This is a genomic window from Kribbella sp. CA-245084 (genome assembly GCF_050942355.1).
GTDB lineage: Bacteria > Actinomycetota > Actinomycetes > Propionibacteriales > Kribbellaceae > Kribbella.
Map to the genome: position 1 here is coordinate 485742 of NZ_CP192053.1, position 21382 is coordinate 507123.

Below are 21382 nucleotides of genomic sequence, written 5' to 3' on the forward strand. Positions count from 1 at the left end.
CTAGTTCTCCTGAGTGGCGAGTTCGGGATCCCGGCGACGGGCCAGGGCCGCGCCGGCCGGGAAGGCGCCGGCGAGCGTGCGGAGCGTGCTGATGGTCTCGTCGAGGGCCTGTCCGGCGACGAGGTCGTCCATGGTGCGGTGCAGCCGGTTTTCCGCGGTGACGATGCGGCGGTGCAGGGCCCGGCCCTGCGTGGTGAGGCTGAGCGTCAGGTAACGCCGGTCGACCTTGTCGATACCGCGTTTCACCAGTCCTTGGGCGACGAGGCGATCGACGAGGCGGCTCGGGCTGTTGCCGGTCTCGCAGACCAGCAGCCCGCCGAGAGCGTTGAGCGTGAGCGGACCGTGGTCCCGCAGGACGCGCAGAACCTCTGCCTGGGAAGGCGTTATGCCCAGCGGGCGCAGCTCGGCAGCGAGCAGCCGATTGCCCTCGCGCTGGATCGCCAGCACGAGATAGCGAAGCTCCTCGACAACCTTCATGACCAATATGTTACACGACACGTGTGTCATGACATCTATCGGATGCGAGTGTTGCGGAATCGGTCGATAGCTGTTGCCTCAGGCGACGGGTTCCGGAAGAGTGCCGGAGAAAGTCCGGTTGAGGTCATGGCCAAGGCGACGTGGCGGCTGGCACAGTGTCTGCATGAAGGGTCTGATGCAGAACTACCAACTGTCCCTGGACACGATCTTCCGCCGGGCCGAGCAGTTCTACCCGGACAAGACCGTCTACACCGGCGGTCCGGCGCCGACCAAGAGGACGTACGCCGAGTGGGCGGAGCGGACCAGACGTCTGGGCGGCGTCCTGGACACGCTCGGGATCACCGCCGACGGTCGCGTCGGGACGTTCGCCTGGAACTCAGGGCGCCACCTCGAGCTGTACTTCGCCGCGCCCTGCACCGGTCGGGTGCTCCACACGCTCAACATCAGGCTCTTCCCGGACCAGATCGTCTACATCGCGAATCACGCCGAGGACGAGGTCGTCTTCGTCGACCGCTCGCTGCTGGGGGCGTTCCTGCCACTGCTCGAGCGGCTCCCGGAGGTCAGGCACGTGGTCGTGATGGACGACCTGCCGCCTGGGGCGCCGGGTGCCGAGGTCCCGGACGACCCGCGGTTCCACGACTACGAGGAGCTGCTGGCCGCGGCGGAGCCGGTCGAGTTCCACGTCGAGGACGAGAACCAGGCCGCCGCGATGTGCTACACGAGCGGTACGACGGGACACCCGAAGGGCGTCGTCTATTCGCATCGGTCCACCTGGCTGCACTCGATCGGCGTACTGACGAACTCCGGGATCGGGCTGACCGAGACGGACACGGTGATGCCGGTCGTGCCGATGTTCCATGCGAACGCCTGGGGTCTGGCACACGCCGCGCCGATGGCCGGCGCATCGCTGGTGTTCCCGGGGCCGGACATGACCCCGGCGGGGATCCTCAAGCTGCTCCAGGAGCAAGAGGTCACGCTGTCGGCCGGGGTGCCGACGATCTGGCAGGGGCTGTTGCCGTTGCTCGACGGCGTCGAGTTGCCGAAGCTGCGGCGCATCCCGTGCGGCGGTTCCGCCGTGCCCCTGGCGTTGTCGGAGGCGTTCCGGCAGAAGCTCGGCCGGCCGATCCTGCAGGCGTGGGGGATGACCGAGACGAGTCCGGTCGCGACCGCGTCCCACGTTCCCGCGCGGTACGCCGACCTTCCCGAGGAAGAGCAGGCGCACCTGCGCGCCCGGGCCGGTCTGCCGCTGCCAGGAGTCGAGGTGCGCATCGTCGAGCCCGGTTCGATCGAGGCGCTGCCGTGGGACGACGAGGCCACCGGCGAGTTGCAGGTTCGCGGTCCGTGGATCGCCGCCGAGTACTACCGACCTGACGATGGTGCTCAGCTGAACACCGAGGACGGCTGGATGAAGACGGGCGACGTCGCCGCGATCGACCAGTACGGTTCGGTCCGCATCGTCGACCGGACGAAGGACCTGGTGAAGTCCGGTGGCGAGTGGATCAGCTCGGTCGAGCTCGAGAACCTGCTGATGGCCCATCCGGCAGTGCGAGAAGCCGCAGTCATCGGTGTGCCACATCCCAAGTGGGACGAGCGACCGCTTGCGTGCATCGTCGTCCAGGAGGGTGCGACCGTGACCGGCGAGGACATCCTCGAGTACCTGCGTCCGCTCGTCGCGAAGTGGTGGGTCCCGGATGCGGTCGAGTTCATCGACGAGGTCCCGAAGACCTCAGTCGGCAAGTTCTCCAAGAAGGACCTCCGCACGCGGTTTGCCAACTACCACCTGCAGTGACTCGGCGCCGGATCCCGGGTTGATTGCCGTAGGCATGCGAGGTGTATGCCTACGGCAACCATCAGGAGTTGCTTGGGTCAGGCGAAGTCGACCTGGAAGTGGTTGCGGAGGTGGGTCAGGGTTGCGTCGACGAACTCAGCCGGCCATGGGTTGTCGGTCAGCTTGGCCAGTGCGGTGCCGCGGGTGATGAACTGGCGGCAGATGTACTGATTCGCCGCGATGATGTCGGCGGGATCGGTGCTGGCTTTAGGGATGGCTTCGAGAGCGACGCGTTGCTCGTCGGAGAGTAGGGCGTTGAGGCGCTTGAGCCCGGTGGTTCGGCGTACGCCGCGTTCGGCCAGCATGAGCGCGACGAGCTGGTCGCGGATGGCGCCGACGCCCTGGTTTCCGACGATGCGCTCGTCGCGGCCGAGGACTGTGACCAGGTTCCCGAGGAAGTAGAAGAAGAGGTTGACGTTCGGCGCCGGCCAGTACGGTTCGCCGGGCTGACCGCCCTTCGCAGCGATATCGCCGTCCGGAAACAGTGACCCGTCCCGGTCGAACAGCACCCGCACGCCGTCGTACTGATCCCGTTCGAACGACGCCAACGGGTGCACGAACAGATCCACGTGCAACCAATCCGGCGTGATCCCCAGTCCGCCGATCAAACCCGGGACGCCGTCCGTCAGCACGGTCGGCCCGGTCAGCTCCCGCAGTACGTCGTCCCAGTGCTCCTTGAACCACTCAAGGCTGTCATCCGTCACCACGAGATGCAGGTCGACATCGCTGAAGCGGTCGGCCGCGCCCGTCGCATAGCTCCCGATCAGGTACACCCCGAGCACCCGCTCGTCCCCGGGCAGAACCTCTTGAGCCCGCGCGATAACCCCTTGCTGCCGTTCATCCCCAGTCACCATCACGCCACGTTAGACCGTGTCTGGCGTTTCCTCAGGTCGGGGCACTACGGTCGCAAGGGTGACGACCCGGCAGGCCGTGCTGACTCAGTTGGTCGAGGTCATCGACGGCATTTCCCGCGATCGTCCGGTACGGGTTGCGGTCGACGGGCCCGATACGGCCGGCAAGACGACGCTGGCCGACGAACTCGCCGTCGCGTTGTCCGGCATCCGTCCAGCGATCCGGGTCAGCGTCGACGACTACATCCGGCCGGTCGAGGAGCGCCCGGAGTCTCCAGGCGTGGCAGCAGCCGGCTATTTCGATGACAACTTCGACCTGGCTGCATTGATCGCCGGACTACTGATCCCGCTAGGGCCGGGTGGTGATCGGGGGTATCGGGACGCGTACGGCGCGACCGGCACCGCGCCGTACGACGCAGTGTTGCTTGTCGATGGCGTGTTCCTGTTGCAGACCGCGCTACGCCCGTACTGGGATGTCGGCATCTGCCTGGACATCGGCGAGGACGAGATGCTTCGGCGCGGCCTGCTCCGCGACCGCGACCGGTACGGCGGGGAGGACGCCGCTCGGGAGGTGTTCGAGACGCAGTTCATCCCGGGCTGGCGTGCGTACCAGGCGCAGTGCGATCCGGCCGTTGCCGCCACCGTCGTCATCGAGCACCACGACCCGGCTCACCCGGCGATCCAGGTCCGAAGTACCTGATCCGGCCGCGGGTGCTGGGGCCGCCGCGGTTGTGCGATTGTGATCGTTGGACGCGACCAGTCGGGCGGCGGGGTGCGTGGGCGAGGAAATGTCAGACGGCAGCGCTAGGGTTGCCGGGTGGAAGCGCCCCTTGCCTTGTATCGCCGGTATCGCCCGGAGACCTTCGCGGAGGTGATCGGGCAGGATCATGTCACGGCGCCGTTGCGTAACGCGTTGAGCAACAACCGGGTCAATCACGCCTACCTGTTCTCCGGACCGCGCGGGTGTGGAAAGACCACCAGCGCCCGGATCCTCGCCCGCGCGATCAATTGCGAGAAGGGCCCGATCGCCGAGCCGTGCGGTGTGTGCAAGTCGTGCACCGACCTGGCGCGCGGCGGTCCCGGCAGCATCGACGTGATCGAGATCGACGCGGCGTCGCACGGTGGTGTGGACGACGCGCGTGATCTCCGCGAGCGTGCGTTCTTCGCGCCGGTCGAGAGGCGCTACAAGATCTACATCATCGACGAGGCGCACATGGTGACCACGCAGGGCTTCAACGCCCTGCTGAAGCTGGTCGAGGAGCCGCCGCCGCACCTCAAGTTCATCTTCGCCACCACCGAGCCCGACAAGGTCATCGGGACGATCCGGTCGCGTACGCACCACTACCCGTTCCGCCTGGTGCCGCCGAAGGTGCTGGCCGACTACATGGCCACGCTGTGCGTGTCCGAGGGCGTGGCGATCGAGCCGGCCGCGCTGCCTCTGGTTGTGCGCGCCGGTGCGGGCTCGGTGCGTGACTCGCTGAGCGTGCTGGATCAGTTGATCGGTGGGGCCGGGCCGGGCGGGGTGACGTACGAGCTGGCGGTCGCGCTGCTCGGGTTCACTCCCGACTCGTTGCTCGATGCGTGTGTGGACGGGTTCGCGGCGCATGACAGTGCGGCGGTGTTCGAGACGATCGAGAAGGTCATCGAGACCGGTCAGGATCCGAAGCGGTTCGCCGAGGATCTACTCCGGCGGTTGCGCGATCTGGTCGTGCTGTCCGCCGTACCGAGTGCTGTCGCGTCCGGTCTGATCGAGGCGGCCGAGGACCAGGGCGAGCGCCTGCAGACGCAGGCCGCCGGGATCGGTCCGGCCGAGCTGACGCGCGCGGCGGACATCGTCGCCGCCGGCCTGTTGGAGATGCGCGGCGCGACCGCCCCTCGCCTTCAACTCGAACTGATCTGCGCCAAGGTCCTCCTCCCCGGCGCCGACGACTCCACAAACGGCATCCAGGCCCGCCTGGACCGGATGGAACGCCGCCTAGCCATAGGCGCCCCAGCCGGTACGCCGGACGCCGCGCACCAAGCCGCCACAGGACCTGTGTCCACGGGCCAGCCGCTCGCGTCCGGTGGAGGTACGCCGGGCGCCGGCCCTCCAGGTAGTGCGTCGGACTACGCGGCATCAGGCGCATCCGGAGCAGACGCAGTAGCAAGCCGGGCGGCAGCACGAGCCGCTGCAGCCGCAGGCGGGTCCCGAGCAACCACCGCTGGTGGCGACGGGGACGCCGACCCTGCCGGAGCATCAGCTGCTGGAGCTGCTGGAGCTGCTGGAGCCGGTGGAGCCGGTGGACCTGCTGGAGCCGGTGGAGCCGGTGGAGCTGCTGGGGCCGGTGCGGCGGGTGGAGCCGGTGGAGCTGCTGGGGCCGGTGCGGCGGGTGGAGCCGGTGGAGCTGCTGGAGCCGATGGAGCGGGTGCGGCCGGTGCAGGTGCTGGAGCTGGTGGTCCGGGTGCCGCCGGGGGACCTGGTGCGGTGGACGCGTCTGGCGGGGCGGGTGCAGCTGGCGCGGTCAGTGGAGCAGGAGCAGCTGGCGCAGGTGACGGGGCCGGTGGAGCCAGTGGAGCTGCGGCTGGGGGTGGTGGAGCCGGTGCGGGTGGCGCAGGTGCTGGGTTTGCTCCGGCGGGCGCAGAGCCGGCTGGCGCCGCGAGTGCAGCTCCTAGCAGCCCGTCTGCTGGTGGTGTGGGTTCGGGTGGTGGCGGTGGGCGAACAGGTGCTTGGGGGGATGGTCCCGACACTTCGACTAGCAGTGCGGCGCCGAGTGGCGTAGCTGCTGGTGGTGCAGTTCCCGCGGGGAGCGGTGCTGCGGGCGGTGCTGCGTCCGGTGGGGCGTCCGGTGGGCCGGTTGGGTTGGCGGATATTCGGCGGTTGTGGCCTGAGGTTTTGGAGGCTGTGAAGAGCAAGCGGCGGTTTGCTTGGATCATGCTGAGCCAGAACGCGCAGGTGATCGCGATCGACGATCAGACCTTGACGCTCGGGCTGGTGAACGCGGGGGCTCGGGAGAGCTTTGCGCGGTCCGGCAGTGACGAGATTCTTCGGCAGGCGATGAACGACACGATCGGCGTCGACCGCCGCGTGGAAGCCGTCGTCGACCCGTCCAGCGACCCGGGCGCCGGTGGTTCTGGCGGTTCCGGTGGTGCCGGGGGCTCCGGTGGTCGACCTAGCGGCGGTCACGGTGGTGCGCCAGGGACCGGCGGTGGTGCGCAGGGCGGACCTAGCGGAGCCGGTCAGGGCGGACCGGGTGGTGGTGCCCAGGGCGCACCCGGTGGTGCGCCGGGCGGCGGAGGCACGCCGGGTGGCGGTGGTACTGGAGGCTCGGGGGCAGGTGGCTTCGGGCCGGGTGGCTCAGATGCGGCTGCGGCTGCAGGCATCGGTGGTCCGGGTGCAGGTAGCTCGGGTGCCGCGGGTCCGGGTGGAGGTGGCCTGGGGCTGGCTGGATCGGGTGCGGGTGGCGCGGACGGTTCGAGTGCGCGTGGTGCCGGTGGGGATGCTGCTGGTGGCGTAGTCGGCCACGGGCCGGGTGCTGGGGACGGCGCTGACGGGGCCGGGATGGCTGGTGGCGCTGACGGGGCTGGGGGCGCTGGCGGGTTTGGAGCTGGTGGGCACGGGCAGTCGGGAGCTGGTGCGGTGGATGGCATCGGTGGCTTCGGCGGTGGTCCAGGCACGGATGGTGATTCTGCGGGTGGAGTAGGAACGGCCGCGCCGGGTGGGGCTGGCGAGCGTGGTGCTGGGTCGGGTGGGGCTGGACGAGCTGGCTCCGGTGGAGCCGGAGGGCCTGGTGCCGGTCAGCCTGGCGGCGGTGGCGCAGGAGGGCCTGGGGTTGCTGGGGCTGGCAGTGGTGGCGCAGGTGGGGTGAGGGCCGGCGCGGGTGGCACCCGTACGGGTGGCGCTGGGGCGGCCGGTGGCCAGAGTGGGGCATGGGCGGACGCGGGGAGTGTTGCGCTGCAGGAGCCGCCGGATTCGGAGTACGAGGTGCCTCCGGAGTCGGATGCCTGGGAAGCTCCTGCTGCTGTTCAGCAGGCCCCGGTGGATCGGCGGGAGCAGGCGGCCAGTAAGCGGCGGGCGGCGGAGGCTGCGGTGGCGGCTGAGCAGGCTCGGGCTGCGGCGCGGGCGCCGGTTGTGCCCGAGGTGCCGCTGACGCCGGAGGAGGAAGCTGCGTCGATCGGCGAGGACGATGTGGTGCTGGATGACGATCCGCGGACGCATACCGATCTGCTGAGGGAGACCCTTGGCGCCCAGATGATCACCGAAGAGCCCAGCTGAGTTCAGCTGAAAGTCACTCGCACAGGCTCGTCCACAGCTGTGGCGATAGCGTCGCGCTGGGTGTCCACATGATCCACAACCCTGTGGGAAAAGCTGTCCACACGGCTGTGGATAACTTTGGGGAGACTGGTCGGTTTCTGGGTGTTCGCTGGGTTGTCCGACCGACCGGCTAGTGTTGAGTCTCCGGTCGTCGGACGCGTGTCGGGGGCCGGGTAGGCAAGCTCGGGGCTCGGGAGAGCGGTTCGGACGAGGAGATCGCAGTGTTCGACGGTGGCGGTGCTGGGGGCTTCGACATGTCCAACCTGCTCGCGCAGGCGCAGGCGATGCAGAACCAGCTGATGGAAGCGCAGGCAGACCTCGAAGGTCAGGAGATCGAGGGGTCGGCCGGTGGCGGTCTGGTGACTGCTCTGGTGTCGGGCACGGGCGAGCTGCTCAGCCTGGACATCAAGAAGGAGGCCGTGGACCCGGACGACACCGAGACGCTGGCCGACCTGGTCGTCGCCGCGGTCCGCGACGCCTCTGAGAACGCGAAGCAGGCTGCTGCCGCCGCGATGGGTCCGCTGGCCGGTGGGCTCGGCGGCGCGTTCGGTGGCGAGGGCGGGATCCCCGGCTTCGGCGGTGGCGCTCCGGCCGGACAGTCGGCGCCGGCAGGTTTCGGCCTGCCCAGTGCGCCCCCGGCGGTCGAGTCAGGGTCAGGCGATGACTCTGAGAGCGGCACGGACGAGAGCCGGGGCCAAGCGCAGGACGAGACTCGTGGCGGCGTCGGGTTCGTGAACCCGGGAAGCGAGGCCGGCGCGTCCGGTCAGAACCCGGTCTGACGTGTACGAGGGCGCCGTTCAGGATCTGATCGACGAGCTGGGGCGGTTGCCCGGAGTGGGTCCGAAGTCCGCGCAGCGGATCGCGTTCCACCTGCTCGCGGCCGACGAGACCGACGTACGGCGGCTTGCGCACGTGCTGATCCAGGTCAAGGAGAAGGTCAAGTTCTGCGAGATCTGCGGCAATGTCGCGGAGGAAGCGCAGTGCCGGATCTGCCGTGACCCGCGCCGGGACCTGAGTCTGATCTGTGTGGTCGAAGAGGCCAAGGACGTTGTCGCGGTCGAGCGCACCCGCGAGTTCCGCGGCCGGTACCACGTGCTCGGCGGGGCGATCTCGCCGATCGAGGGGATCGGGCCGGACGAGCTGCGGATCAAGGAACTGATGCAACGGCTGGCCAGCGGTGAAGTGATGGAGATCATCCTGGCCACCGATCCGAACCTGGAGGGTGAGGCGACGGCCACCTACCTGAGCCGCCTGCTGCGGCCCATGGGGTTGCGCGTCACCCGTTTGGCTAGTGGACTTCCTGTAGGCGGTGACCTCGAGTACGCCGACGAGGTCACACTCGGACGGGCGTTTGAAGGGCGACGATCAATCGATGACTGAACCAACCGATATTGCAGAGCGCGCATTGGCCACGGACTCCGAGGACCTCACCGAGTTCGCCGAACAGATCGCTGACCAGGTCCGGAGCTTCCTGATCTCGGTGCGCGACATCGCCGCGCAGCCGGACGAGGACGGCATCGACGAGGGCCTCGCCTCGCTGCCGTACCTGCTGCTCGAGGTGAGCCAGCTGCTGCTCGCCGGCGGCCGGCTCGGTGCGTTCGAGGACTTCGTCCCGGAGGAGCGGTTCGAGAGCGACGCCGGCCCGGACCCGGACCTCGACGCGATGCGCGACCGGCTCGCGGTGCTGTTCGAGGGCCTGGACGAGTACGCCGAGGTCTTCGATCCGTACGCCGCTCCGCCGGAGATCACCGTGAACCGGCTCTCCGACGACCTCACCGCGATCGCGACCGACCTCGTGCACGGCCTCGCGCACTACGAGGACGGCAGGGTCGTCGAGGCGCTGTGGTGGTGGCAGTTCTCGTACGTCTCCACCTGGGGCGCTGCTGCGAGCGCCGTACTGCGGGCCATCCAGTCGCTGATTGCGCACGACCGGCTCGAGCCGGCGCACGACGCGGAGACCGAGGCGACCGATCGCGAGCTCGTCGAGGTCGCCGAAGAGGCCGTCCAGCGCCGCTGATCCCAGAGTTATCCACAGGTTGCTCCTGATCGGCCCACGCGGGGGTCCTCAGCCCATACGGTGAGGACTCGATACCGGTCAGGAGGCCCGATGCAACAGCAGCAGCAACTGGACGGCGCGATGTTCACCACGACGCGTAGGCGCCAGACCATCGTTGCCGTGATCAGCACGCTCTGCCTGCTGGCTCTCGTGCCGCACAACCTCGACTTCGTGAGAGATCCGGTCGGCTGGATTCCGGTGGCGCTGTTGTGGCTGATCTTCCTGGTTGTCGCGGTCCGCAACTGGTTGTACGTTCTGCGCAAGCCCATCCAGCTGCACATGACTCCGACCGACCTGAGGGTGTCGTCCGGCGGGCGTCAGGCGACGATCCCTTGGTACGAGGTGGCCGACATTCGCATCGACGGCAAGCCGAAGCGGCCGTGGATCGTGGCGCGACTGACGCCCGCTGTCGACCCGGCTGAGGTGCCCGTGTCCCGGCGTCGGGACGGCTCGTACAAACTGTTCCCGATCGCCCATGGGCAGTCGACCAAGCGGCGACTGGTGAGCCGCCAGCATCTCCGCACCGCGATCATGGCGAACGGCCGACGCTATCTCGACCCGGTCTGACGGTGGCGTCTGGACCTGGCGGTCGGTTGAATGGCGCGGGTGTCTGTTCATGAGGTGATTCGGCGGTTGCCGGATGTTGGGACGGTTCGGCGGGTTAGTCGGGCGTTGGCGGTGCTCGATCTGGTGCTCAACGAGGATGCGAGCACCAGGTATTACGACTTCGACGCGCGGTGGTCCGAGACCGAAGAGGCCGGGTTGATGCGGGACGGGTCGGGAGGCGAGTACTCGATCGTGTTCTCGCCGGACGGCGCGTTCGCGTACGGGTTCGACCACGAGTCGCCGATGTCGCCGTACGCGAACGGTCACAAGCTCTGGCCCGGGCTGCTCGACGGCGTACCGGAGGTGTTCCACGCGGCGCGGGACGACAAGGCGTTCAGCGATGACGGTGTGCCGCGCGCGACCGTGTGTTTCTGGCGTACGACGGATGACCCGGTCTGGAGCTCCGGCCCGGTGGAGAACGCGGACCGCGACGGCGCTGACTGGCTGTTCGAACTGGTCGCAGACGGCCGGCCCGAGGCGTACCTGACGTTCGCCGAGGAGTACTACGAAGTCGCGCTCGACCTCGACGCGGTCCGGCACGTGTACGCGCTGATGCCGCTGACGGAGTACGTCGTCACCTCGCTGAACAGGCAGCGACGATTGAGCGATCTCTCCGAAGGGATCGCCGAGATCGGTTACCCGCGGTCCTGAAGCGCGTTAGCGTGTCGCCCGATGACAACGCATCCACACGATCCGGCCGTGGTCGGATCGTTCGCGATCCAGGGCCGGCTCGGCCGTGGGGCGATGGGTGCGGTCTACCTCGCTCGTTCGCCGGGCGGGCGGTTGGTCGCGGTGAAGGTGGTGCGCGACGAGCTCGCCGGTGACTCGGGCTTCCGGGCGCGGTTCGCCCGCGAGATCGACGCTGCACGGAAGGTGAGTGGCGCGTTTACGGCCGCCGTCGTCGACGCCGATCCGGATGCGGATCGCCCGTGGCTCGCGACGGAGTACTTGCCGGGACCTACGCTGCAGAAGGCGATCGAGACGTCCGGGCCGTTGTCGCCGGCCGGAGTGCAGTCGCTCGCGAGTGGTTTGGCCGAGGCGTTGATGGCAATCCATGCGAGCGGTGTCGTGCATCGCGATCTGAAGCCGTCGAACATCGTCCTGACCGACAACGGCCCGCGCGTGATCGACTTCGGTATCGCGCGGGCGTTGGAGGAGGCGAGTCTGACGGCGACCGGGATGGTGATCGGTACGCCGGGTTACCTGTCGCCGGAGCAGATCACCGGGACCGGAATCGGGCCGGCGAGCGATGTGTTCGCGCTCGGTGCGGTGCTGGTGTTCGCGGCGTCGGGGCGCGGTCCGTTCGCGACAGGCAATCCGGCGTCGATGTTGCACCGGATCGTCAACGAGCATCCACACATCCCACCGCTCCCGGGTCCGCTGCACGACGTCGTACGCCGGTGTCTGGCGCGCGATCCCGCACAACGCCCGACACCGCTGGAAATCCTGCAGCTCCTCGGACCGCCCGTCCCGACAGCCCTTCTCAACCCACCCACGATCGTCCTGCCACCCGCCACAAGGGTCCTACCGCCAACAGCAGGACGGGGCTTGCCGCCATTACCCACGCCCCTGCCGCCGCCAACCGGAACATTCGCCCAAGGCCCGACGCCGAGCGGCCCGCCAGACCTGGCCGGCGCAGCGGGGCCGGCTGGTGTGGCGGGGCCGCCTGCTGTGGTGGGGCCGGGTGGTGTGGTGTGGCCAGCCGGCTCGGCGGGTCTCGCTGGTGTGGCGGGGCAGGCCGGTGTGGTGGGCCCCGGTGGGGTGGTGGGGGCGGGTGTGGTTGGGGCGAGTTTTGGGACGAGTCGGGTTCGGGCGGTGGTGTTTGCGGTGGTCAGCACGGTTCTCTGTCTCGCGTTTGCGCCGCGGGATTCGCAGCTGCAGGTTTTGCATCCGGTCGTCTCGACGTTTCTTGGTCTGGTCTCGTTGACCTTTCTGTACTTCGCGATCCGCAAGTGGATCCTGGTGCTCAGGCCTAAAGTCGTGCTTCGGCTGTCTCCGCAGGGCTTGACGATCAATCGGGCCTACCGCGAAGCGACGATTCCCTGGTACGGGGTGACGCGGTTACATGTCGGCGGGGACAGCAAGCGTCCCTGGCTGATTGCATGGCTCGAACCGCAGTACCAGAACCAGCTGCCGGTCTCTCACCGTCGTCACCATGGCGGCCTGCGGATCTACCCGATCGCGCACGGCGCCACGCAGTCACGGCGTCAGACGCAGGTCAACGAGCTCCGCGCTGCGCTCAACTGGTACGCGGGCCGGATCCACGACAATTCCTACTGATGAAGATCCGACCAGCGACCACCGCCGACGGCCCGAGAATCAGCGAGCTGCTCATCACGTCGTGGGGTAGTCATATCGCGGGTGCTCACGGCGTCGCGTACGACGCCACCACGCTGCCGGCGATCGTGGCCGAAGAGGACGACCGGATCGTCGGCCTGCTCACGTACAACCTGCAGGACCAGGAGCTGGAGGTCGTCACGATCGACGCTCCGGCGCAGCACCGTGGCGTCGGTACTGCCTTGCTGGAAGCCGCCGCCGAAGTAGCAAGAGCAGCTGGCGCCCGCAGGGTCTGGCTGATCACCACCAACGACAACCTCGACGCCCTCCGCTTCTACCAGCGCCGCGGCATGCGCATCGTCGACGTCAGACCCGGCGCAGTCGACGAGTCCCGCAAACTCAAACCCACGATCCCGCCCATCGGCTCGTACGACATTCCCCTCCACGACGAGCTGGTCCTCGAACTCCGCCTTACCGACCAGCGCAGCACCAGCCAGGCCGACACCGACGACCCAAGCACCGACGACCCAAGCACCGACGACCCAAGCACCAGCCAGCACCCCACCAGCCAGCCCGGCACCGATAAGCCGAGCGCCGACAAGCCGAGCGCCGACAAGCCTTGCGCTGACAAGCCGAGCGCCGATTAGTCGGGGAGCATCGGCATCTCCAGGCCCTGGCGTTTGCCTAGCAGGATGCCGCGGGTGATTGCGTCGGTGCCGAACTTGTCCTTGACCTGATCGAGCGCCGAGTCGAGTTCGTTGTTCGCGGCCTTGTCGAACGGCAGGGCAAGCTGCAGCGCCGCCTCGTTCTCCAGGTTGCCGACGGAGATGCCGATCATCGTGATGCCCTGCGCGGTGATCAGCGGATGCGCGGCCCGGAGCAAGGCCCGCGCCGTGACCAGAATCGCCCGCGTCTGATCAGTTGCCTGAGGCAACGTATGCGATCGGGTAGCCCGCGTGAAGTCGTCGAACCGCAGCCGCAACGTGACCGTCCGACCCGAGCGTCCCGCGTTACGCATCCGACGACTAACGCGGTCAACCAAGCCGGCCAGTACGGCGTCGAGCGTCGCTGGCGACTTCGGCGACCGACCCAGCGCCCGCTGCGAACCGATCGACCGCCGTCGTCGCCCGACCTCGATCGGTCGCGGATCCCGGTTGTGCGCCAAAGCATGCAGGTGCCGCCCGGAGGCCCGCCCGAGCATCGCGACGAGCGCAGCCTCGGGCAGGATCGCGACATCGCCGACCTTCGTGAGCCCACGGTTGCGCAGCTTCTCCGCCGTCACCTCGCCGACGCCCCACAGCCGCGAAACATCCAACGGATGCAGGAACTCCAGCTCCCGGTCCGGCGCGACCTCGAGCAGCCCGTCGGGCTTCGCGACCCCGCTCGCCACCTTCGCCAGGAACTTCGTCCGCGCCACCCCGACTGTGATCGGCAGCCCGACGCGCGACAGCACCTCGGCCCGCAGCCGCCGCGCGATCTCCACCGGAGTCCCGCGGATCTTCCGCAGCCCGCCCACATCCAGGAATGCCTCGTCGATCGACAGTCCCTCGACCAGCGGCGTCGTGTCCTCGAAGACCTTGAACACGGCCTTGCTGGCCTCGGAGTACGCCGACATGCGCGGCTCGACGATGATCGCGCCGGGGCAGCGGCGCAGCGCCTGCCCGCCGTTCATCGCCGTACGCACGCCGTACGCCTTGGCCTCGTAGCTGCAGGCGAGCACCACGCCGGCGCCGACGATCACCGGGCGGCCGCGTAGGCGCGCGTCGTCCCGCTGCTCGACCGAGGCGTAGAACGCGTCGAGGTCGGCATGCAGGATGTTCGCACCACCCAGGGACACGAACACATGTTCGCATATACCACCGACAAAATGAGATAGGGAGAATTCCCGAAGCGGTGGCCGACGATGTCAGGAAAGAATGCAGCTTATGGACCTGTCGGCGTACCGCGATCTCTGGAAGACCCACGGCGTGGTGGCGCTCCTGGCCTCGGCGCTGGTCGCACGGATGCCGGTGCTGGCGACGATGGTCCCGTTGGCGTTCCTGGCGAAGGACGCCGCCGGCAACTTCGGCTGGGCCGGTGTGGTCGCAGGCGCCTACTCGGTCGGTACTGCGGTCGCCAGCGTGGTCTGGTCACGCATGGCGGACCGCAGGGGCGCACGGAAGGTCGTCATCGGCACTGGGATGGCCTGGGGGCTGTGGATGGCAGTGCTCGCCCTGATGCCCTACAGCTGGTACCGGCTGCTCCCGATCGCCGCCGTGCTGGCCGGTGTGTTCGTCTCGCCGGTCACCTCGGCGCTGCGCGCCAACTGGCCGCGGATTGTGCACGGTTCTCGTCTACGGGCCGTCTACTCGCTGGATGCGACCGCGCAGGAGCTCCTGTTCGTCTTCGGCCCGATGCTCGGCGCACTGATGGTCAGCTTCGCCAGTCCACGCGCCGGCCTGCTGGCGTGTGCGATCACGGCCGCAGCCGCTATCTGGTGGTTCGGCATGAACCAGCGGACCGACGTACCGCATGACGAGTCAGCCGGGCCGCGTCCTACTGCCTGGCAGCTGATCTTTCACTCGCACCGCACGCCGATCCTGATCGCCTGGGCCTGTCTGGTGATGGGCTTCGCTTCGATGTCGCTCGGAATGGTCGCCGTGGCCGATGAGCACGGCAACCGTTTGATTGCAGGCATTCTCGAGACTGTGGCGGCGGTGGGGAGTGTGACCGGCGGAGTGATCAACGGTGCGCTTCCCGGCGGCCGTACGTCGGCAGTGTGGCGGCGGATGCTGGTGTTCTCCGCACTGGTCGCGGTCTGCATCTTCGCCACGTCGTCAGTCCTCGCATTGGCGGTGGCGATGTTCGCGACGGGCTGCATGATCGCTCCGACGGTCGCAGCCCTCTACGAGCGCGTCGGCGCACTCACGCCGACGGCCGCGCACACTGAGATCTTCGGCTGGACCCAGAGCGGCGGCATGGTCGGGTCAGCGATCGGCTCCGCTGTCGCCGGTGCCGTGGTCGAGGCGTTCGGCGTTCGTTACGCGTGGGTCCTGACGGCCGGCCTCGGCGTACTGGCGACCCTGTCCCTGCTCCGCGTGCCGCCCCATCGGCCGGCCGAGACAAGTGCAGTGGAGGGTACGGCGGTTGCGGCGTAGCGCACCCGGTAGTTCGCCTCGAGTACGCCGCCGTCGCGCGCGCACATCGATATCAATCGCAGCGGACGGCGATCCAGCAGCATGCCCCGGCCCGCGGCGATCGGGTGGATGAGCAGCGAGACCTCGTCGATCAGTCGCCACCGCAGCAGCGAGCGGACCAGCGACAGACTGCCGATCACGTGCAGGTCGTCGCCCGGCACTGCCTTCAGGGCGGCGAGCACGCGGCGGGTGTCGCCCTGCAGCATCTCGGTGCCGGGGCGGGCGACCACGGGACGGGATCCGATCACGAGGTTCCGGGTGTGCTCGAGGCCGGCCAGCGTTCCGGCGTACCGCTCGAACGTCTTGCGGCCGAGCAGCACCGTGCTCGCTCCGGCGACCAGCTCCCCGAGGGCCTGCCGGGGCTCGGTGAGCCACTGCTCCGGCCGTTCGACGATGCCATCTTCGGACATGCACAGCCTGGCGACGATGTTCCGCATACCAAGCCAGATGCAAACTCCGGCCCGAAGGTTGTCAGTCCTTCCGGCGGCCGCGGTGCAGCTCGGTCTCGAGGGCGTCGAGGCGGTTGATCCAGAACTTGCGGTACCGGTCCAGCCAGGTGTCGATCTCGCGCAGCGGGCCGGGGTCGACGGCGTACAGCCGCCGGGTGCCGTCGACGGTCACGGTCGCGAAGCCGTTGTCGCGCAGTACCCGCAGATGCTGGGAGACGGCCGGCTGGCTGATGCCGAACTCCGCGCCGATCGTGCCGGCGATACTGCCGGCCGGCAACTCGCCGTCGGCGAGCAGCTCAAGGATCCGGCGCCGGACTGGATCGCCGAGAATGTCGAACGCGTGCACCGGGCAAGTATTTCAGCGATGACTTATATGAACAAGTCGCCGGACGGTTTGCGGTTGGCGACGGCCGGTCCCGGGGAACCTTCCCGTACTGACGGTGATCTGCCGGACGGGTCGCCCGGGTGCTGGTCGGCCGGTAGGCAACGGTCAGGTCACGGCTAGAATGACCGACGAGACTACGCCTGGTGCAACGCCGCACGGCGTACCGCAACCAGTGGTTTGAGGAGAAACACTGTGGGACGCGTCGTACACAAGTACGGCGGTTCTTCGGTCGCCGACGCCGATTGCATCAAGCGCGTGGCCCAACGGATCGTCGCGACAAAGAAGGCCGGGAACGACGTCGTAGTGGTGATCTCCGCCATGGGCGACACCACCGACGAACTGATGGACCTGGCCCAGCAGGTCTCTCCGCTGCCCCCGCCGCGCGAGCTGGACATGCTGCTCACCTCGGGTGAGCGGATCTCCGCCGCGCTGCTGGCGATGGCGATCGCCAACCTGGGGTACGAAGCGCGCAGCTTCACCGGCTCGCAGGCCGGCGTGATCACGACGTCCGCGCACGGCAACGCGCGCATCATCGACATCACGCCCGGCCGGATCGAGGGCGCCCTCGGTGAGGGCCACATCGCGATCGTGGCCGGTTTCCAGGGCGTTGCCCAGGACACCAAGGACATCACCACGATGGGCCGCGGCGCCTCCGACACCACCGCGGTGGCGCTGGCCGCCGCGCTCGAGGCGGACTACTGCGAGATCTACACCGACGTGGACGGCATCTTCACCGCGGACCCGCGGATCGTGCCGGCCGCCAAGCACATCCCGAAGATCTCCTACGAGGAGATGCTCGAGATGGCCGCCTGCGGCGCCAAGGTGCTCCACCTGCGCTGCGTCGAGTACGCGCGGCGCTACAACGTCCCCGTCCACGTGCGTTCCTCCTTCTCGCAGAAGGAAGGCACCTGGGTCGTCGATGCCAAGGAAATGGATGAGATGGAACAGGCGATAATCTCCGGCGTGGTCCAGGACCGCAACGAGGCCAAGATCACGGTCGTCGGCGTACCGGACAAGCCCGGTGAGGCGGCCCGGATCTTCGAGACGGTCGCCGGCGCCGAGACCAACATCGACATGATCGTGCAGAACGTCTCGGCCATCGCCACCAACCGCACCGACATCTCCTTCACGCTGCCCCGCGTCGACGGCGCCCGGGCGATGTCCGCCCTCGCCCGGATCAAGGACGAGGTGGGCTACGAGCAGTTGCTGTACGACGACCAGATCGGCAAGGTCTCGGTCGTCGGTGTCGGAATGCGCTCGCATCCGGGCGTTTCGGCGAAGTTCTTCTCCGCACTCGCGAACGCGGGCGTGAACATCGAGATGATCTCCACCTCGGAGATCCGGATCTCGGTTGTGGTGGACGAGAACCTGGTGGATGCTGCCGTGACCGCGGCGCACACCGCATTCGATCTGGACGACGAGCACACCCAGGCTGTCGTGTACGGAGGAACTGGACGGTGACCCCTGTGAGCGCTGTGGAGAACACGATCGAGGACCGGGCGGGCCTGCCATCGCTGGCGGTGGTCGGTGCGACCGGGGCCGTCGGGTCGGTGATGCTGACCCTGCTCTCGACCCGGGAGAACGTCTGGGGAGAGATCCGGCTGATCGCGTCCGAGCGCTCCGCGGGTAAACGGTTGAAGGTCCGCGGCGAGGAGGTCGAGGTCGTCGCGATCAGCGAGGACGCCTTCGACGGGATCGACGTGGCGATGTTCGACGTACCGGACGAGGTGTCCGCGCACTGGGCGCCGATCGCGGCCGCCAAGGGTGCGGTCGTGGTGGACAACTCGGGCGCGTTCCGGATGGACCCCGACGTACCGCTGGTGGTTCCGGAGGTGAATGCCGAGGCGGCCCGGAACCGGCCGAAGGGCATTATCTCCAACCCGAACTGCACGACGCTGTCGATGATCGTGGCGATGGGTGCGCTGCACCACCGCTACGAGCTCGAGCAGCTCGTCGTCGCGTCATACCAGGCCGCGTCGGGTGCCGGGCAGTCCGGGATCGACGCGCTGTACGACCAGCTCGCGAAGGTGGCCGGCAACCGCGAGCTCGGCAGTACGCCGGGTGACGTGCGGCGGGTGGTCGGCAACGACCTCGGTCCGTTCGCGGCGCCGCTCGCGCTGAACGTCGTGCCGTGGGCCGGCTCGCTCAAGGAGGACGGCTGGTCGTCGGAGGAGCTGAAGGTCCGCAACGAGTCGCGCAAGATCCTCGGCCTGCCGGACCTGAAGGTGTCCGCGACCTGCGTGCGGGTCCCGGTCGTCACCACGCACTCGTTGTCGGTGCACGCGCGGTTCGTCCAGGAGGTCGACGCCGACGGCGCCCGGGAGGTACTGCGGGATGCTCCCGGCGTGCTGCTGTTCGACAACCCGGCCGAGGGCGAGTTCCCGACGCCGGCCGATGTCGTCGGCACCGACCCGACCTGGGTCGGCCGCATCCGCAAGTCCCTCGACGACCCGAACGCCCTGGAGCTCTTCGTCTGCGGCGACAACCTCCGCAAGGGCGCGGCGCTGAACACGGCCCAGATCGCCGAGGTAGTAGCCAAGGAGTTCTCTCCGGCGAAGGCCTGACCCCAAACGCAAAAGCCCAAGCACCCGCCCCCTCGCTTCGCTCGGGGGCGGGGTTGTTATGGGCCGGCCCGGCTGGTGGGCGGGGCTGGGTTGTTGTGGGGCCGCCCCCGGCGGGCGGGGGCGGGCCGGGGGGTGCATGGCGCTGCTGACGCCTGCTGGATGCGTTCTAGAGCCAGTTTTCGCGGGCGGCGTGGAGGGCTAGTTGGAAGCGGGTGCTGGCGCCGGTGCGGTTCATCAGGCGTTCTAGGTAGCGGAAGAACGTGCGGCGGCTGATGCCTAGCGTGCGGGCGATGGTGTCGTCCGCGGCGCCGGTTGCCAGGAGTGCGAGCAGGCGGCGCTCGATCGGCTCCAGGCGGTCGTCCTCGGTGCCGACGGACGCGTGCAGCGGCAGCGCGTTGCGCCAGCACAGCTCGAACATCCCGATCAGCGCGGTCAGCAGGCTGCTCGGCCGGATGATCAGCAGCGAACGGTTCACCTCGGTGTCGCGCACCGACATCGAGACGTAGGCGATCGACCCGTCGATGATCGTCAGCTTCGCCGGTACGTCGGGCAGCACGCGAGCCTGCTCGCCCGCCTCCACGCACGGGAGGATGTTCTCGGTCAGGTACCCCGGCACCTCGACGGACTCCGGCGAGTACACGACCCGGTAGGCGACGCCACGCTTCAGGTGGTCGATCTCCTCCTGGTTCGGACCGCCGATGTAGTACGGCGGGGAGTCGATGGCCAGGATCTCGCGCTGCGCGCCGCCCTTGATCTGGTGGATCCGCTCGACGATCGCGCTGCCGGTGACCACCTCGATCAGGTGCGTGGTGGACTCGTTGTGCACGGTCCGGCGGAACTCGTCGTACGCGTTCAGGACGTCGATGCGGGCCTGCTTCAGCTCCGACTCGCGGCGCAGCGTCAGGGCCTCCAGACCGGCGTCCGGGGGCACCGGCAGGTAGCGGGAGTGGTCCGAGCCCGACCGCCGGGCCAGGCCGGCCTGCACGAGTCCGCTCAGAATGGAGTCGATCGGGTGCTCCCGGTCAGCGACCGCGTCGTCCAGTTCGGTGATCGACGACGGTCCGGTCCGCAGCAGGTGCTGGTAGACCTCGATCTCGTCGTCGTTGAGCCCGAGCACCTTCAAATGGCCGGCACGCTCCGTGTCGGTTGTGCTCACGTTGCTCCCCTCCCTTCCCAGTGCTGTCACCGTCCGCTACCGTCCCTCAAGCGTAAATGGGGCGGTCCAGCGCCGTCGGCACGGTCCGTGTCGACGTGTATGCGTGCAGCGATATTTGTTGTTCGATCAACATTCTTGTGCCGTGTCACCATCTGGCCACCATTTCCGCGCAGTTGTGAGCGAGAATTGAGGTCCAGCAGCCCGGCGACGGACCACCTGAGCGCCGCCGGGCTGCTGTTCCAATTCTGGCCTCTGTTCGCTGTCTCGTCAGCGGAGCCTGTTTCGGTTGGGTCTCGATCCCGGCGCATCGGTGCCCTCGCACTTCCGTGCCATCACCCGCTGTGCTGAAGGGTGTACAAACTGTGGCATCTCCAATCGTGAGGCCGATCAGGAGGAGAAGCCCGATGCGACCGGTTCCGCCGTGTGCCGCAACCGCTCGTGTCGATGCTGCCGTCCCCAGCGCGCTGGCATCTTTGCAGGGATTCCAGCCGTCGCTGTCCTCCGCCGGCCTCCGGTCCGTCTCCACACCTGCTGCGCGCACCTGTCGGCGTCCGCAGCCGCTCTGGGGACGGACTGGAGGGCTCGTCTCCCGCTCCCACGCCTACTGCGCGGCACTCGGCACGGCACCTCGCCGCACGGGTGCAAAGGCCACGATGCTCCGCATCGAGACCTTCGCCCCCGCACGCCGATGCACCGCGCCGAGCACCTGCTCGCGACGGCGTGGGAGCGGGAGACGAGCCCTAGGCGCGATGACCGCCGCCCTGGTCATCGTGCCGGCTGATCCGGTATGGCCTGCGTCCGCTTCCGCCCAGCGCGGACGCTGCCCCGGATCGACGGTGGAACCCCGGGAGGTGCAGACCGGTGCTCCGTGGATGGTGAGGCTGTCCATGGGGAGCGCGGATGTGATGTTGCGCGTCACGTCCTCCGCCCGGCTCGCTCCGGCCAGGAAGCATCTTCCGGGGTCCCGCCGATAACACCTGACTCCTGTTTTCACAGCAGTCACGGGACCGGTGTGGCAGGTCACGTCAACTTCGCGTCGGTGCGTAGCGTCGTACCCATGAATTGACGGCGATTTGACTTGGCTGCAAGGCGTTTTGGTCGGCGCCGCCTGTCAAATGTATATTCCGGATAACGATCGGCGAAGGACGACTCAGGTGTTGCTGACGCAGTGTCGTACGGGGTTTCGTAGCCGTCTGTACGTCGTTGCTCACTAAGGAGGACCGCTGTGTCGTCGGCGTTGAAGCCGATCCGCTACTCTGCTTCCCG

The 21382-nt window shown here is 68.3% G+C and carries 19 protein-coding genes and 1 pseudogene; 13 read left to right on the top strand and 7 right to left on the bottom strand.

Translation table 11 applies throughout. The features are described from left to right. Positions 1 to 477 (bottom strand): MarR family winged helix-turn-helix transcriptional regulator, encoded by a 477-nt coding sequence (locus tag ACQPYH_RS02560; RefSeq protein WP_130445862.1) that lies wholly within the window; start codon positions 475 to 477, stop codon positions 1 to 3. A gap of 163 nt (positions 478 to 640) precedes the next feature. On the opposite strand from ACQPYH_RS02560, the gene ACQPYH_RS02565 reads away from it, so the two are divergent. Then, positions 641 to 2266 carry a long-chain fatty acid--CoA ligase gene (locus tag ACQPYH_RS02565; RefSeq protein WP_432885961.1) on the top strand — a complete coding sequence of 542 codons (1626 nt, stop codon included), beginning with the start codon at positions 641 to 643 and terminating at the stop codon, positions 2264 to 2266. Positions 2267 to 2343: 77 nt separating this feature from the next. On the opposite strand, the gene ACQPYH_RS02570 is transcribed toward ACQPYH_RS02565, so the two are convergent. After that, on the bottom strand, positions 2344 to 3159 hold the full coding sequence (locus ACQPYH_RS02570) for a nucleotidyltransferase domain-containing protein (protein ID WP_432885964.1): 816 nt from the start codon (positions 3157 to 3159) through the stop codon (positions 2344 to 2346). 58 nt (positions 3160 to 3217) lie between these two features. Between ACQPYH_RS02570 and ACQPYH_RS02575 the strand changes: the two genes are divergently transcribed. From ACQPYH_RS02575 to ACQPYH_RS02615, 9 genes and pseudogenes are all read left to right on the top strand, one after another. Then, a complete protein-coding gene (locus tag ACQPYH_RS02575; protein WP_432885966.1) occupies positions 3218 to 3856 on the top strand; it encodes a uridine kinase in 639 nt (212 codons plus the stop codon). A 117-nt stretch (positions 3857 to 3973) separates the two neighbouring features. Next, a pseudogene (locus tag ACQPYH_RS02580) lies at positions 3974 to 5503 on the top strand (DNA polymerase III subunit gamma and tau); the annotation flags it as partial. Between the two features lie 2165 nt (positions 5504 to 7668). Beyond that, a complete protein-coding gene (locus ACQPYH_RS02585) occupies positions 7669 to 8226 on the top strand; it encodes a YbaB/EbfC family nucleoid-associated protein (protein WP_432885969.1) in 558 nt (185 codons plus the stop codon). A gap of 1 nt (position 8227) precedes the next feature. Beyond that, positions 8228 to 8827 (top strand): recombination mediator RecR, encoded by a 600-nt coding sequence (recR, locus tag ACQPYH_RS02590; protein WP_432885972.1) that lies wholly within the window; start codon positions 8228 to 8230, stop codon positions 8825 to 8827. Beyond that, complete coding sequence (locus tag ACQPYH_RS02595; RefSeq protein WP_432885974.1) at positions 8820 to 9464, top strand: DUF5063 domain-containing protein; 645 nt, start codon at positions 8820 to 8822, stop codon at positions 9462 to 9464. The genes recR and ACQPYH_RS02595 overlap by 8 nt, the downstream gene beginning before the upstream one ends. Positions 9465 to 9554: 90 nt before the next feature. Then, on the top strand, positions 9555 to 10070 hold the full coding sequence (locus tag ACQPYH_RS02600; protein ID WP_432885976.1) for a hypothetical protein: 516 nt from the start codon (positions 9555 to 9557) through the stop codon (positions 10068 to 10070). Positions 10071 to 10100: 30 nt separating this feature from the next. Further along, positions 10101 to 10760, top strand: coding sequence for a hypothetical protein (locus ACQPYH_RS02605; RefSeq protein WP_432885979.1), 660 nt, complete (start codon positions 10101 to 10103; stop codon positions 10758 to 10760). A gap of 21 nt (positions 10761 to 10781) precedes the next feature. Next, entirely contained in the window at positions 10782 to 12389 is a 1608-nt protein-coding gene (locus ACQPYH_RS02610) for a serine/threonine-protein kinase (RefSeq protein WP_432885982.1), read from the top strand. Beyond that, on the top strand, positions 12389 to 13033 hold the full coding sequence (locus ACQPYH_RS02615) for an N-acetyltransferase family protein (protein WP_432885985.1): 645 nt from the start codon (positions 12389 to 12391) through the stop codon (positions 13031 to 13033). Before ACQPYH_RS02610 ends, ACQPYH_RS02615 begins: the two co-directional genes overlap by 1 nt. Here ACQPYH_RS02615 and dinB read toward each other — a convergent pair. Next, on the bottom strand, positions 13030 to 14223 hold the full coding sequence (gene dinB / locus ACQPYH_RS02620; protein ID WP_432885988.1) for a DNA polymerase IV: 1194 nt from the start codon (positions 14221 to 14223) through the stop codon (positions 13030 to 13032). The two genes, ACQPYH_RS02615 and dinB, sit on opposite strands and share 4 nt — an antisense overlap. Positions 14224 to 14311: 88 nt before the next feature. On the opposite strand from dinB, the gene ACQPYH_RS02625 reads away from it, so the two are divergent. Beyond that, positions 14312 to 15523, top strand: coding sequence for an MFS transporter (locus ACQPYH_RS02625; RefSeq protein ID WP_432885990.1), 1212 nt, complete (start codon positions 14312 to 14314; stop codon positions 15521 to 15523). Here the strand turns inward: ACQPYH_RS02625 and ACQPYH_RS02630 are convergent. Both ACQPYH_RS02630 and ACQPYH_RS02635 read right to left on the bottom strand, forming a co-directional pair. Next, a complete protein-coding gene (locus ACQPYH_RS02630; protein WP_432885993.1) occupies positions 15406 to 15972 on the bottom strand; it encodes a dihydrofolate reductase family protein in 567 nt (188 codons plus the stop codon). The genes ACQPYH_RS02625 and ACQPYH_RS02630 overlap by 118 nt on opposite strands. A gap of 61 nt (positions 15973 to 16033) precedes the next feature. Continuing rightward, a complete protein-coding gene (locus tag ACQPYH_RS02635; protein WP_130445872.1) occupies positions 16034 to 16357 on the bottom strand; it encodes an ArsR/SmtB family transcription factor in 324 nt (107 codons plus the stop codon). A gap of 231 nt (positions 16358 to 16588) precedes the next feature. On the opposite strand from ACQPYH_RS02635, the gene ACQPYH_RS02640 reads away from it, so the two are divergent. Together ACQPYH_RS02640 and ACQPYH_RS02645 are read left to right on the top strand one after the other, a co-directional pair. Next, entirely contained in the window at positions 16589 to 17857 is a 1269-nt protein-coding gene (locus ACQPYH_RS02640; protein ID WP_134106040.1) for an aspartate kinase, read from the top strand. 5 nt (positions 17858 to 17862) lie between these two features. Next, a complete protein-coding gene (locus ACQPYH_RS02645) occupies positions 17863 to 18960 on the top strand; it encodes an aspartate-semialdehyde dehydrogenase (protein WP_432885997.1) in 1098 nt (365 codons plus the stop codon). Between the two features lie 166 nt (positions 18961 to 19126). On the opposite strand, the gene ACQPYH_RS02650 is transcribed toward ACQPYH_RS02645, so the two are convergent. Both ACQPYH_RS02650 and ACQPYH_RS02655 read right to left on the bottom strand, forming a co-directional pair. Then, a complete protein-coding gene (locus ACQPYH_RS02650; RefSeq protein ID WP_432886000.1) occupies positions 19127 to 20116 on the bottom strand; it encodes a helix-turn-helix domain-containing protein in 990 nt (329 codons plus the stop codon). Positions 20117 to 20717: 601 nt separating this feature from the next. Then, positions 20718 to 21035, bottom strand: a complete 318-nt coding sequence (locus ACQPYH_RS02655) for a hypothetical protein (protein WP_432886003.1) — start codon at positions 21033 to 21035, stop codon at positions 20718 to 20720. Between the last annotated feature and the right edge of the window lie 347 nt (positions 21036 to 21382).